Raw genomic sequence first — 14,705 nt, forward strand, 5'->3', positions numbered from 1 at the left:
AAATCGGACTTTTTACTATCTTTATTTACTTGAAATCTCTTGATCATTTGGAACATCTAACGGAGGTCGTTTCCCTATTCCGAAAGCATAGAAACTAATTGTTACGATAGCTAAGAAAACAATACCTACAACTAGTGAAATACGCGTATCATCGTTAAACCACATTCCGATTAATACCATAATTAAAAAGGCAATTGTTAAATAGTTTGTAACAGGAGCAAATGGCATTTTGAACGGATGATCTTTCATCTCTGCCCCTTTTTCTTTTCTAAAATTAATTTGACTAATTAAAATGACGAACCATGGTACCATACCAGGAAGTACGCTCGCACTATATACATATACGAATAAGTTTTTCGGAGCAATATAACTTAATACAACACCAACCGCTAAACCGATAAGTACGCCAACTGTACCGAATAAAGGTACACCATTTCCAGAAAGTTTCGTGAAATATTTCGGTGCTTGTCCATTTACACCTAACGTGTAAAGCATACGACCCGCACTATAAATACCACTATTACAACCAGACATCGCCGCTGTAATAACAACGAAGTTAATAAGTCCAGCTGCTGCCGTAATACCAACCTTCGCAAAAGTTGCTACGAACGGGCTACCAATTGTACTTAATTGATCCCACGGATACACAGTTACAATAACGAAAATAGCACCAATATAGAAAATTAAAATACGCCAAATTGTACTTTGAATCGCTTTTGTAAGTGTCTTCTTGGGATCCTTCGCTTCACCAGCAGTAATACCGATTAATTCCACACCTTGGTATGCACCAACTACAAGTGATAATGCAAAGAAGAACCCTGAAAAACCACCTGTAAAGAAACCGCCATTTGACCAAAGATTAGATATGCCAATCGCTTCTCCGCCGTTACCAATTCCAAAGAAAATAAGTCCAAATCCAGCAATAATCATTAATAGAATCGTAACAATCTTAATCATCGCAAACCAAAATTCAAATTCTCCAAATGACTTAACAGAAATTAAGTTAGCTGCGCCAAGAATAACCATTGCGATTACACCTGGTATCCACGCTGGTAAGTCAGGGAACCAATATTTCATATATGCTCCAACCGCGATAATCTCTGACATCCCAACGATAACCCACTGGAACCAGTTACTCCACGCTGTCATATAACCAGCTAACGGATGAATATACTTATGACCGAACGTCGCAAATGAACCTGTACTCGGCTCCATATACAACATTTCGCCCATCGCACGCATAATGAAGAAGATAAAAATACCTGCAATTGCATAAGCAAGCATTACTGACGGACCTGTCCATTTAATTGTGCTGGCTGACCCCATAAACAAGCCAACACCAATCGTTCCGCCTAAAGCAATCATTTGAATATGACGTGCTTCTAAGCCTCTTTTCAATTCTTTGTTTGCCACTTCACTTCCCCCTCTTAGATGATTCATAGCCGCATTTTAAAACAAGATGCTTTCCCCTAATTCCTTTCGGCCCTGAAAATGATGAAGCAAACGTCATTTCAGACTAACTTTAAAGCTATCCTAAAATCGTTTTTTGCCTCTTACAAAATTCTCAAAACCTTTCATCTTCCAATATTCTATAAATCTTAAAATTACTTACCTTATATTAATTCATTAATCTGAAAAATTCAATTATTTTTTCAATAAATTATTATACATAAGTCTGATTAATTTTTAACTAAATTAACAATAAAATACATCTGTTCAATATGATTCCGGTATGAATATTATTACAATATAAATAACCGAGGAGAGTATTTCTTCCTCTGTTTCACATCCCATGCACTTCAATCTTTATAGTTGATAACGTAATTTCCCACACGTCCGATTCATATACCAACCAGAAATTTAATATATTAATAAACCACTAATTTCTTTAGTCCAGCCCAATTTTGAGGCAGGAACCTTACTACCTCAAAACAGCGGGATAATATATAAAAGGGTCTCATTTTTAATGAGACCCTTTTACCATTTCATATTTAAATCATTTTTGAAGTTTGTTTACCTAAAATAAACACTTTAGTAAACACCATCATGATAACTACTATAACCAGAAAATAAAGTGGCATCACCAGTAACGAGCCCGTATGCAGCTGGCTCATTCCCCAAATTGTCATTGTTACAATTACATAGTATCCTAAGCTAAACAATGCTCCGGCTGTACCAATGACATCTTGAAAATCTACTAATGCTAAACTTAAACAGTTAGGTAACGCTATCCCAATTCCTAATAGCAATATAAACATCGCTGTTAAAAATTCTATCATATATATTACATTCGGATTTGATCCAACAAACGTAATAACAGATAAAAGGATAGCTCCTCCTGTCATTACAAGACAACCGATATATATAATCTTCTCTGGTTTATACGTGGCAAGCAATCGTTTCGAAACTTTCGCTCCAATAATAGAAGCGGAAGCAACAACAATTCCTAACAATCCATACATACTAGGCGATAACTGAAAGTATTCAATAAAGATAAACGGCGCTTCTGCATAATAGCTAAATAAAACACCATTCGCGCCTCCAATTAATAGCCCATATGTTACTACTTTCGGATTTGTAACCAACCGTTTTAAAACAGAAAACACATTTATTTTATTCGTTACTGAGTCCGTTTTTGTTTCCCGAAGAGAAACAAACGTATACAGAAAAATCCCGACACTCATAACTACTAAACTCAAAAATACGATTTTAAATCCAAACATTTGATCAAGAAAGCCACCAATTAATGGTCCTATCGCTGGTGTAAAAGCAATGACTGCCGAGATTTGAGCAAACATAACATGCCTCTTATGCCCTTCTACACTTTCACGAAGCATCGTTTGTGTAACAACAGAGCCAGCACTTGCTCCAAACGCTTGAATAAAACGACTTAGCAATAAAACTTCAATGGAATTTGCAATAAAGCATAAGAAACTCCCTAAGCCATATACAACAATTCCAAGTAACATTGCCGGGCGACGACCAATTATATCCGATAACCATCCAATAAAAAATACACCTAAAGCAAATCCAGCAAAATACACACTAAGCGTTAACTGTACCTCATTATTACTTACATGTAACGCCTTTGAAATGTCAGGTAAAGACGGTGTGTAAATCGTTTCACTAATTTGCGGAAATGCCACAAGAATAATCATTAACAAAATTGATGGTACTGAGACTTTTTTCATTTTTCATACCCTCCTATAACTTTGAAAATCTCAGAAATAAAAAGACTTTCCTAAGCTACGGAACAGGAGGGGCCATTATAGAAATTCGATCATAAAACAACAAAGAAAACACCTCAATTACGTATGTTAATACTTATAGGAGGGTAATATTAACATTGATTTTAATATATACTTTTTCAATTATATTACATATTGCATTTCTTTTTCTAGTGTTTGGCCTTAGAGTATTTGTTAAAAAAGATAACTTGATGCCGCCACCTTTTTATGGAATAATTAGGAATAGTTTGAATTGATAGTTCAAATTATTAAACGACGGACTAGCATATTTTAATGTCGTAAAGCTTACAAACAGGAGGCCTTTCGTAATGATTGAAATTTTAAAGACAGTAATAAATTTCCTGATTGCTCTATTCTCAGGAGAATTACCAATTGTATATTATGTGTGGATTATTACCCTGTTCCTAATTCAAATAAGCCAATCTACTCTGAATTATAAACTCTTTAACAAGAAAGATAATTTCAGCACTTATACATCGGAAGGATTACTTGCTTTTATTATTTTATTATTTGGAGGTATGTTAGTATCTAAGTTACTTGCTTACATAATAGACGATTCTACTATTAGTATGACAAATGTAACACATTATTTTATTTCTCTTATTATATTAACTATATTTGTCGTCATAAGCTGTCTTAAAGATTTTATAGAAACATCTATCAAAAATAAAAATGTGTCTCTTTTTAGCTTTTTAGTAGTTTCCTTAATAACAAGTATACTTTCATTCAAGTTTTTATCACCTTTAATCGAAGGTTCTTTTTCTCTTTCTAAATCTTTTATAACCACTTTAATCATTCTTGTAACTATATCAATTCCTCTATTAATTGCCTTAGAGGAAAAGTATGCAGATGAAAAGTAATTCTTACATTCATAGTTTGAAATTGAGTGTCTATTCTTTTTTAACGGTATTACTAAAAAATAACAGTCATTAAACCGAAAATTACATAGAAATGAGGAAATACAATTGAGCATTGAACAACAATTATATGATGCAGTGAAAACTTTAATTGACCAAAGATACCCACATGGTTGGGGCGGAGCTGCAGCAATTCGTGTAGAAGATGGATCCATTTATACAAGTGTTGCCCCAGACGTAATAAATGCTTCAACAGAACTTTGTATGGAAACAGGTGCTATTTTAGAAGCACATAAATTTCATAAGAAAGTTACACATTCGATTTGTCTTGCAAGAGAAAATGAGCATTCTGAATTAAAAATATTATCACCTTGTGGTGTATGCCAAGAACGTTTATTTTATTGGGGACCAGAAGTACTATGCGCCATTACAAATTCTAAACAAGATATCATTTTCAAACCGTTAAAAGAGTTGCAGCCATACCATTGGAGCGAAGCATATCATGATGAATTCGTAAAAGAATGGAGTACGAGATAACGTGATAACTGTTCACTAAAAAAGCACCGTCACAAATGACGATGCTTTTTCTATGTAAGAGCTACTAGAAGGTTCCCTTCTAGCCTACTCCCATTTATAAGTCCAAAATTGTTCAAGTTGCAGCCATTTTAATGTTGCTGCATCTTTGTTTTTAATTTTTGCATGTGTTTCTTCTAACATCGCTTCTGTTTGGGAACGATGCGCACCTAGCGCGGCTAGTTTATGCTCGAATACTTCACTAATATTATTTACAACATCCGGTTCACCTAATACAGCTTCGCGATTTCTTGTAATCGCAACTGCATGAATAACTGGACGTTCTTCTTTTGACATACGTGATACAGCGCGAACGACAGCGCGGCCAAATGCATCATGATCTGGATGTACGCCGTGCTCTGGATAAAATGTAATAATTCGAGATGGATTTACTTCTTGAATGATTGCTTCAATTTTATCTGCAACGAAATCAACATCTTCAAATTCTAACGTTTTATCATGGAAACCAAGCATTCTTAAATCTTGAATTCCCATCGCTTCACATGCATCTTTTAATTCTTTTTCACGGATATTTGGAATCGTTTCACGGTTAGCGAATACGTTTTTCCCCATGTTACGTCCCATTTGTCCTAAAGTACCACACGCATACGTTACAGGTACTCCTTGATCTGTTAATAAGCGAATTGTTCCTCCCGCAGCAAATGCTTCATCATCTGGATGCGGAAATACAACAAGTACATGTCTCTCCATAAGTTTCCCTCCTTCTTACTTAAATGGCGTTAAGCTTAACTCAAGTGCAACTGCTAAGCGACCTTGATTATCATGCCCTGCAAGTAATAAACGCTCTTTATCGTCTACTTCCCAGTGCGTAATACCTTCTGCATATACCCAGCCATGATCCATTTTCAGACCAACTCGGTATGGATTCGTTCCAGTAATCTTTCCGCGTTCAAAGCGAATAATTGCATTTCGAATGAATGCACCAACTGTCATCATCTTTTCGTTAAAGTGTGACGCATACGCTCCGTTCGTTGTTTCTAAATGAATATATACATCTTTATTTACAAAACGTTCAATTTCATTTTGAATAAGAGAACTATCTTTTACTATTTCCATCGGAATTCACCTCTTTAAACCATTTTACGCAAAAATAATGTAAATTGCTATCTCTATATTAGAGGACAGCGCCCACTTTTCCTAATAATTTGCACTGTGTTTCTTTATTTTTTTATATCATATGTAAAATCATCGTCTTTTCCTTCACTTTGTTAAATAGTTTTCTTTCTTTTTTGAATTTGCTACAATATATTTTATCCCGTATTTATACAGCGAGATACGTTTTGACAATTGAATACATACTTTAAAGAAGGTGACATGATTGGAACAATCAGCACATGAAGTAGCAAATTGGCAATATTATTTTGCAATTGCCGTATTTTTAGTCACGTACGGATTTATTATTTCTGAGAAATTGAATCGTGCTGTAATTGCATTATTCGGCGCTGCTATTATGATTATTTTTGGAGTTGTAGATTTACATACCGCTTTCACATCACATATTCAATGGGAAACAATCACCCTTTTAATTGGGATGATGATTCTCGTACATATTACGAGTCAATCAGGCGTATTTGAATTTGTGGCCATTAAAGCGGCAAAAGCAGCTGGTGGAAAACCAATCCGCATTTTATTATTGCTATCCCTACTAACTGCTGTCGGATCAGCATTTTTGGACAACGTAACGACCGTCTTATTAATCGTTCCTGTTACACTATCCATTACACGTATTTTAAAAGTAAACCCTGTCCCTTATTTGATTTCAGAAGTACTATTTTCAAATATAGGCGGAACAGCAACACTAATCGGTGACCCACCGAACATTATGATCGGATCAGCAAATAAGCATTTAGATTTTAATGCCTTTTTACTAAACTTAGCTCCAATTGTAATTATTATTTCTATCGTTACACTTGGTATTATTTACTTTATGTATCGTAACAAACTAAAAACAACACCTGAGCAAATTAAAATATTAATGGCATTGAACGAAAAAGATTATATTAAAGATCAAAGCCTCCTTTTAAAATCCATTTCAATTTTAGGACTAACTATTTTAGGCTTTGTACTTCATTCTGTTATTCATGTAGACGCTGCCGTTATCGCTATGACAGGCGCTACACTTCTTATGCTAATTGGAGTAAAAGAACATGATATTGAAGATGTATTTGCCCACGTTGAATGGGTAACCATTTTCTTCTTCGCCGGACTATTCGTTCTCGTTGGCGGGTTAATTGATATCGGGCTTATTTCTTCACTTGCAAAAGAAGTACTCGACGTAACAAATGGCGATATCGGTTTCGCTGCGATACTTATCTTATGGGTATCAGGCATCGCGTCTGCAACAATTGACAATATCCCATTTGTCGCAACGATGATCCCACTTATTCAAGACTTAGCTACAGGACTCGGACTATCTGTCGACTCCCCGCAAATCGAAGTACTATGGTGGGCGTTATCACTTGGAGCTTGCTTAGGAGGAAACGGAACATTAATCGGAGCATCTGCCAACGTAGTCGTTGCTGGTATTGCAAAACGTGAAGGACATGCTTTCTCCTATATGGACTTCTTAAAAATTGGGTTACCGTTAACAATCATTGCATTACTATTATCACACGCTTATATATATTTGCGTTATTTAATGTAAAAGTTGTAGTGCGTGAAATTATATCGTCAAATACAAAAGGTTTGCAGCACTATGCTGCAAACCTTTTTCATCACCAAAATATACCGATAATTGCTAACCCACCTAATATCATACCACCAATTTGTCCAACGATTGCTGGTGATAGTTGAACACCCTTTCGTACTTCAACAACTGGTCTTTCGTGCCTTAGTTGCTGTACTTCACTTTGCAGTTGATGTACACTTCCGTGTAATTCTTTAATTAGTTCCTTTAATTCAGCGACCTCTTCATTTACTGGTTTTGCTTTTTCTAAATTCATTTTGCATAACTCCTTATTAATTGAAACTTTAATCAGTGGGGTTTTGATCATCCCCCACTGATTATTAGTTGAACCAATCGGGCATTTACGGACAGCCCGACTCCTGCCTAATTTCTTCGCTCCAACTGAATTTTGAAGTAGGAGTTTTACTGCCCGTTAACGCGGCATAAATTCAATCAGTACACTGTAAATTTTCGCCAATAATTACTCTTTTCCTTTCTTTCTCTCTCTATTTCTAATTTTTTCTCATATTAAATTTATTTCCAAACCATATTGAGTGCTATAACCGTTAAATTAAATGTTCGTTGATTCGCATATACCTTATATAGAAACATTCAGAACTCTACTTTTTTAACCTCCAAATACTAACTTTCTATTATACTTACCCACCACAAAACGTTATGTATTAATAGATGAAATATTTATTATATAAACTAAAATTAAATTCCCTACTTTACTTAACTGAATTTTCAGTTATAATAAAGGTTAATAATTACATTTTTTCAAAAATATACAAAACATAGTGTGGTTATGGTTGACAATTCTATCTATCAATAATTTTACCGAAAATTTTCAAACACAAGAAAATATTAGATGGAATTAACCTCACAATCAACCCCCCAGGAATTTAAGCTTTAGTAGGTCCTAAAGGTGTTGGTAAAACTACTTTACTAACTTTTTGCCCACTACATCCAGGAATATCGAATCGATAGAAATAACTAACAAATATGTTTCTGTGTTTAAAGACGTTTCTTTTTTACAAGCTACTTCTGTACTCTATGACTACTTAAATGGCTACGACCATCTTACATTCATTTGTGATGTGCAAAAAAATTTCAAAAGAACGCATGAATGAAGTTGCAAAATATGTAGGGAGGGACAATTATGTAGAGATGAAAAAACTATTCACCTTAATGAAAACTTATTACAACAAGCTTTGCCAAAAGAAGACCTTGACCTTTCCATTCAACCATCTCTATTTATGAAAAAAATAATTTCACTACTACTTAATGCCCCAGGATTTCTTATTTTACTACTCTTACTAGGTACAGTCATTACGAAAGAATTTAAAGACCATACAATTAAGTTAGCCTATACTTTACCTATTTCTCGTAGTCACTATATCTTAATAAAATTTTTCAGTTTACTTGTTGTTAGCCTCCTATGGATTTTACTAATATTTTCACTGTTTTATATACTACCGGTAATATTTTAAATTATCCATTTTTCACAAAACAGAAACTATTATTAGTTCAGGTACTTACTTAAAAACAGCTTTCACTTACAGTCTATGTTATTCCACTGGAGCTATTTCCTTATTAGTGCCCATTGGATTTTGGATAAGAAACAATCTTGTTACATATTTAATTCTCACTTTTATTTTGAGCAGTGGTTTCATTTTATCAAAAATTAGCTTTAATCCGTTTCTATCTCCCCTTTCCTATCAACAAATAGATCACGTTATTTTAGATAATAATGAATATTATCCATTAGGTGCAGTGATATTAATCGGAAGTGCACTATTTCTCTTACTATGTGTCATATATATGAATCAAAAGCGGGGTGTGTAACATGAAATAACTCTTCCAATTCGAGTTCAAAAAATCTTCAAGAACAAACAACATGGATTGCAGTACTAATTTCTATTTTTTCATTAATAGCTTATATTTCTTGAATTATTCCGTCGTGGACGATATCCAGCTCTGAAATTTCACTTTATCCCTTTGAAACTTACTTTGGACAAGTATTATTACTAACTGCCATACTAACATTCTTTCTATATTCTTTTTACTATACTTCATCACTTTCACTAAAAAGCCTAAGTATTACAGCGTATTTTGTAGGTATTATAACTTTTATAACAATGAAAAGTTCCTTATTTCCTTACAATCCTTTCGCTTGAGTGAATATTTAAAATATTCTAACTAACGAAACGGAGGCTTTAGTTTTTAGTCCTTCTATTAATCTTTCAACTGCGGTAATGTTGACATTCGCCTTAGGCTATACCCTTTTATTCGCAGGATACAAACTATTCATAAAAACATATCATAAATAATTTCACCCTATTAATAGCTACTAATATTTTTCTAATAATGTAATTAAAGGAGGTGATATATAACGAGCATTTTAATTAATAAAATTACATTACGTTAATAACTAGGGGACATATTTGAGAGGAGAAATTACATGAATACAAATATTTTTCAAAAAAACAACCTAATAAAGATGTTCTTTGCTTTAACATTTTCTTTTTTATGCTTTGCGCCTACAGATACACTAGCAGCAGAAATCAAAGGGAGTCCCATTAAAGGAACAACCAAACAAGAATCTACAACGCCAGGTCCATCCTATGTTGCAGTAGAAACGTATGTTACAGTAGAAGCGTATTTTAGCAAACGTGAGCATGCACTACCTCCAGCTAGATACTATCATTCAGAAATCCGAGATGGGATGATATATTCTGGTTACCTTACCAGACATAGTTATGCATCAACGGGAGACACGTGGATTGTAGTCTACAAAGGGTTTATTAAAGCATAATAAATCATTGATTTTTTAGGTAATCAATAAATATAAACAATTAATTCCCCTAGTTTATTATACAAATCTTTTAACATTTATTATTTGTTAAAATTTATAATTCGATATTAAGATGAGGTATCTCTTTTTTATAATTACATATAGTTAAAAGTAATTATATAGAGATTTCATTAGTACAAAGGTCATCCACAGGATGGCCTTTGTACTTTATTCATCATTTAACCGGATAATGCCAAAAATAATTTAATACTATTAAATTACATATAATTTCATATCATAATCTTCCTTGCTACAAACCAAAGAAAGCAATCAACCTTTTATTCAATTATAAATAGATTGCATCCTTAGCTTGTTTTCATCACTTTTAATAGTTAAAATCTATCTTCCCATCCATTCATCCCTTAATATCCCCATAATGATACGATCAAAACACTTCCCATCTCTTTGCACCGCTTCTCTCATACAACCTTCCATCTGAAAACCCATCTTTTTATACAACTCAATAGCAGCTTTATTATAAGAAATAACATCCAAACTGACGCGGTTCAAATTCAATTCATAGAAAGCATATTTTAAGATAAGATGGATCGCTTCTCTTCCATATCCCTTCCCTCTATCATTTGCATCTCCTATACCAATTGCTAATAAACCCGTTCTGTTATTCCACTCTATGCCATGAATTGCAACAAAACCAATTAAGCGATCTTCTTGAACTGTCCTTAACATGAAAGAAACACTATTCGATCTTCGCCCCTTTAATAACCCATCACTCGCTATTTCCTGTAAAGATTGTGGGAATGCTACATCTGTATCTACGTTTCTTAAATATTCACTATCTTCTTGCCACATAGCCATTACTGTAGCATCCGTTTCTCTCATAGCTGATAATTTAATCGTTTTATTTTGAAATAGATTCATTGTCATTTCAAACTCCCCCTTTATTAAATAATGGGGATACTTATTCTAGCCTATTTATCCCCTTGTTCCATAAACTGTTTTTTAAACGGGATACTTACAATAAGCGCTGACATTGGCACATCTCCTCTACATTGAATTAACTTTATTTTACATTTTTTTATTTTTCAAACAAACTAATTATAGTTCTCTATCATTTAGAACTATAGTATACTTAATTATTCTTCAGATTATTCAATCAAAACAAGAAATCACAGAAGGTGAAAACATGTTTTATGTAAAACAACTACTCTATTTTACTTATGAACAAGCATTATCCTGTTTGTTCCCTGTCGTTATTTTTTTAACACTTGCTCTTTCAAAAATCATATCGATTCCAGGGTTGTACCGATATGATTTCATACTCATCGTATGTTTTCTTATGCAGTGGATTATGTATAAGACTGGACTTGAGACGAAAGACGAATTAAAAGTAATTACTGTTTTTCACCTTATCGGGCTTTTACTAGAAATATATAAAGTACATTTCGGTTCATGGAGTTATCCAGAAGAGGCGTATTCAAAAGCTTTTGGAGTTCCACTTTACAGTGGCTTTATGTATGCCAGTGTTGCAAGTTACATATGCCAAGCGTGGAGAAGATTGCATTTGCAAATGCACCATTGGCCGAGGGCTATTTTTGCCATACCGCTAGGCGCTATGATTTACTTTAATTTTTTCACACATCATTTTCTATATGACTTTAGATGGGTATTAACTTTACTATTATTCATCGTTTTCTTTCGGACATTTGTAGAATTTTCATTACAAGGTGTTACATATAAAATGCCACTCGTTCTCTCCTTTTTCCTTATCGGTTTCTTTATTTGGATTGCAGAGAACATCGCAACATTTTTTGGAGCATGGCAATATCCAAATCAACGGGAAGCGTGGAATCTCGTTCACTTAAGCAAAATTAGCTCATGGTTTTTACTCGTTGTTATTAGCATTATGATTGTTACACAACTCAAACATTTGAAAGAGTCGAAAAAATAATGCTGATTATGTAAAAACAGGTAGCCCATCACTCATGAGAGAGTGATGGGCTACCTTCCTTATCAAAGGAGTTATAAATTACAGGAGCATAAGCAGTTATACATTATGAACTACTACTAGCAGAAGATGTTGCTACAGATGAAGCGGCAATCGTTGCCATCATAGCTGCTTGTTGTGCTTGTATGAGGACTTCTATCATAGTTTGTAAACCTGTGTTGGTAGCTTTACTTTCCTCACCTTTCTGACTTACGAACAGTTGAATAGCAATAAGAATATTCGCATCTGTATGCCAACGGAATAATTTCCCCCCCTGCAGTTTTTCAATCAACGCTTTAATAGCATAAATCTCTTTTTCTCCATCTTCAAGTAACGCTAGTAGCCCTATGGCTGGGTAATGCATCTGTTTCACTTTTACCTTTTCTTTTTTTAACGAATTCCATATGTTTGTACATGTTGCAACTAACATTTCTTCACGAACATCCTTCTTTAGTGAGAGGATATGACTTAAAAACTGAAGATCATTCCCTTTACGCAAACCAGCTTTCGCTAGTTTCTGATACAGACGTTCCACTCGGTCCATGAGTGTTTCTACATTCTCTGATTGTCCTGCTAGTAAAACTGCAAGTGGGTAATCATTTGTACTTGTAAGAAAAAGGTGATCCTCTTTCATACGTTTATATACTTGCATCGAACGCTGAATGTGCGTGCCATGCTGTTCATTTTCTTCTGTTAAAAGTACAGCTGCTGCGAGATAAGTAAATATACTTCGGCTAAAACCACCAGCGACCAATTGTTCATATAAATCTAAAAAATCCCGAAAAGCTTTCTTATAATCTGTAAAGTGAATATCTAATGTTGCGGCCACCACAAAGCGATGATAAGACTTTAAGTATGAAAACATCCCTACTTGATTCTTAATATAACTACTAATTTCTAAAAAACGTCCGAGATCAAGCACTTTATCACTACTTACATACATAGCAGCAATCATCATTCCTGTTCGAGAATCACTCGTTTTCCATTTTAGTTCTCCCTTTAACTGTGCATATGTATGTTTGTATTGCTCCAACTTTTGTTCTAATGTAATCATAATATTCACCCCTATTTCTAGTTCTTCTCTACTATTATACTTATATTTCATATAGATTTCGCAACCTTATTTCTGTATTTCCTTCAATATTTTTCTATTATGTAAAACAAAAAGTAATAACTATTCCTACTATGGTAAGCGCTCATAATCCTTCAAGAAATTCAACAACAAAAAAGATAGATAATAAATTATCTACCCTTTTTGTTTATATATTATTTCACATTACACCTGTATTGTGCTTTCGTTTTTTATATGCAATTCAAACTAAAGAGCCTTAATAATACGTTCCATCGCCTTCATTTGTCCAATATGATCTGCTTCATGATAAAGCATCATACCGTATAGCTCCCCTACTGTTTCCAATCCTAGGAATGGCTCTGGCAGTTTATTTTCAAATACTTCTGCTGGAATTTCGTTAATACGTTTTTCTTGTTCTTTTAATTGAGCCGTTAACACTTCCAATGACGGCCCTTCTGTTTTCCATTTAGACGGTCTTGATCCATACCCAAACATACCTGGATATTCAGTTGGTAATTGTTTGAATTCTTTTCCAAACATGAAAACTTCTGCTGCCGTTAACACATGACCGATATGCCAGCGAATTGTATTATTAAATCCCTCTGGCTGTGTATCCACAGTTTTATCGTCTAGCGTCTCCATAAATTTAAGCAATTCCCCGCGCGTTATTTCAAATTGTTTTAAGCCAACTAGTCTATTCATTTGATTGTTCTCCTTCTTCATGTACCATTTATTATGAACTAAGAATGTTCAACTTATTAAAGTTTCACCTTGTTTAATCTATCAGAAACAATGAAGAAATACATCTAATATGCTTACTAAAAATATTTAAAAGGTTCACCCCTAATAAATATAGAATTACTTACTACACAATTAGTTTAGTAAATAATAGAGGAGTGTCAATTACATGTTGCATATTTTAAAACAACAATATAATCTAATTAGTTCTACAAGAGAAACTCTATTTTCATTTTTGGAGGAAATCCCATTAGAAAAGTTACATAGCACTGTTCCTAATTTCGGGAGTGGTAGCATTATAAAGACACATATTCATGTAGCCGATTGCTATCGATACTGGCTTGGATCATTTGCATTTAAGCAAAAGCGAGCGGATTTTTCATTTGCTAGTGATGATGAAATTGAGCATGCAGATGTGGGGAAAATCCGTGCTAGATTTAAGTTAGTAGATGAGACTGTACAACGTTTTTTAGATGAATACAATGACCGCTGGCTCGAAAATATAGCAAATGAAGTAAAATGGCAAAAAGAACCTTGGAGTACAACTCCGCTATGGCTTTTAACTCATACAGAGACACATGAGTTTCATCATAAAGGACAAATTGTATCAATGGCTCGTCACCTTGGGTACACTCCTCCTGATACAGATCTTAGTTAATTCGATTGTTTTAACAGTCGTGTTCTTATTAATTAGTTTCATATCCATAAAAAATATATGAATATGTTTCC

At 34.0% G+C, this 14,705-nt stretch carries 15 protein-coding genes; 7 read left to right on the top strand and 8 right to left on the bottom strand.

The window, feature by feature from the left end:
• Positions 1–21: 21 nt before the first annotated feature.
• Entirely contained in the window at positions 22–1,413 is a 1,392-nt protein-coding gene (locus FS742_RS17675) for an amino acid permease (protein WP_144614037.1), read from the bottom strand.
• Between the two features lie 578 nt (positions 1,414–1,991).
• Positions 1,992–3,191: a multidrug effflux MFS transporter gene (locus tag FS742_RS17680; protein ID WP_144614038.1), complete on the bottom strand. Its 1,200-nt coding sequence runs from the start codon at positions 3,189–3,191 to the stop codon at positions 1,992–1,994.
• A gap of 365 nt (positions 3,192–3,556) precedes the next feature.
• Between FS742_RS17680 and FS742_RS17685 the strand changes: the two genes are divergently transcribed.
• Positions 3,557–4,108, top strand: a complete 552-nt coding sequence (locus FS742_RS17685) for a DUF5823 family protein (protein WP_087958864.1) — start codon at positions 3,557–3,559, stop codon at positions 4,106–4,108.
• A 105-nt stretch (positions 4,109–4,213) separates the two neighbouring features.
• Complete coding sequence (locus tag FS742_RS17690) at positions 4,214–4,642, top strand: cytidine deaminase (RefSeq protein WP_144614040.1); 429 nt, start codon at positions 4,214–4,216, stop codon at positions 4,640–4,642.
• 84 nt (positions 4,643–4,726) lie between these two features.
• Here FS742_RS17690 and bshB2 read toward each other — a convergent pair whose 3' ends face one another.
• Together bshB2 and FS742_RS17700 are read right to left on the bottom strand one after the other, a co-directional pair.
• Positions 4,727–5,389 (bottom strand): bacillithiol biosynthesis deacetylase BshB2, encoded by a 663-nt coding sequence (gene bshB2, locus FS742_RS17695; RefSeq protein WP_046957847.1) that lies wholly within the window; start codon positions 5,387–5,389, stop codon positions 4,727–4,729.
• 15 nt (positions 5,390–5,404) lie between these two features.
• A complete protein-coding gene (locus tag FS742_RS17700; protein ID WP_000407039.1) occupies positions 5,405–5,755 on the bottom strand; it encodes a YojF family protein in 351 nt (116 codons plus the stop codon).
• Positions 5,756–6,017: 262 nt separating this feature from the next.
• Between FS742_RS17700 and FS742_RS17705 the strand changes: the two genes are divergently transcribed.
• Complete coding sequence (locus FS742_RS17705) at positions 6,018–7,343, top strand: ArsB/NhaD family transporter (RefSeq protein ID WP_144614042.1); 1,326 nt, start codon at positions 6,018–6,020, stop codon at positions 7,341–7,343.
• Between the two features lie 70 nt (positions 7,344–7,413).
• On the opposite strand, the gene FS742_RS17710 is transcribed toward FS742_RS17705, so the two are convergent.
• Positions 7,414–7,641, bottom strand: coding sequence for a coiled-coil domain-containing protein (locus FS742_RS17710; protein WP_001047302.1), 228 nt, complete (start codon positions 7,639–7,641; stop codon positions 7,414–7,416).
• 982 nt (positions 7,642–8,623) lie between these two features.
• On the opposite strand from FS742_RS17710, the gene FS742_RS28055 reads away from it, so the two are divergent.
• Positions 8,624–8,857 (top strand): ABC transporter permease, encoded by a 234-nt coding sequence (locus tag FS742_RS28055; RefSeq protein ID WP_260869679.1) that lies wholly within the window; start codon positions 8,624–8,626, stop codon positions 8,855–8,857.
• Positions 8,858–9,828: 971 nt separating this feature from the next.
• Positions 9,829–10,182, top strand: coding sequence for a hypothetical protein (locus tag FS742_RS17725; protein ID WP_144614043.1), 354 nt, complete (start codon positions 9,829–9,831; stop codon positions 10,180–10,182).
• 378 nt (positions 10,183–10,560) lie between these two features.
• Here the strand turns inward: FS742_RS17725 and FS742_RS17730 are convergent, their stop codons facing one another.
• Entirely contained in the window at positions 10,561–11,106 is a 546-nt protein-coding gene (locus FS742_RS17730; protein ID WP_144614045.1) for a GNAT family N-acetyltransferase, read from the bottom strand.
• A gap of 259 nt (positions 11,107–11,365) precedes the next feature.
• Here FS742_RS17730 and FS742_RS17735 point away from each other — a divergent pair, with 259 nt between their 5' ends.
• Positions 11,366–12,130 carry a DUF817 domain-containing protein gene (locus tag FS742_RS17735; RefSeq protein WP_144614047.1) on the top strand — a complete coding sequence of 255 codons (765 nt, stop codon included), beginning with the start codon at positions 11,366–11,368 and terminating at the stop codon, positions 12,128–12,130.
• Positions 12,131–12,233: 103 nt separating this feature from the next.
• On the opposite strand, the gene FS742_RS17740 is transcribed toward FS742_RS17735, so the two are convergent.
• Positions 12,234–13,271 (bottom strand): DUF4003 domain-containing protein, encoded by a 1,038-nt coding sequence (locus FS742_RS17740; RefSeq protein WP_144614049.1) that lies wholly within the window; start codon positions 13,269–13,271, stop codon positions 12,234–12,236.
• 213 nt (positions 13,272–13,484) lie between these two features.
• Positions 13,485–13,961, bottom strand: a complete 477-nt coding sequence (locus FS742_RS17745) for a DinB family protein (RefSeq protein ID WP_144614051.1) — start codon at positions 13,959–13,961, stop codon at positions 13,485–13,487.
• 184 nt (positions 13,962–14,145) lie between these two features.
• On the opposite strand from FS742_RS17745, the gene FS742_RS17750 reads away from it, so the two are divergent.
• Positions 14,146–14,634 carry a DinB family protein gene (locus tag FS742_RS17750; RefSeq protein ID WP_144614053.1) on the top strand — a complete coding sequence of 163 codons (489 nt, stop codon included), beginning with the start codon at positions 14,146–14,148 and terminating at the stop codon, positions 14,632–14,634.
• Positions 14,635–14,705 lie beyond the last annotated feature (71 nt).

The sequence above is a fragment of the Bacillus cereus genome (assembly GCF_007678085.1).
GTDB lineage: Bacteria > Bacillota > Bacilli > Bacillales > Bacillaceae_G > Bacillus_A > Bacillus_A cereus_BE.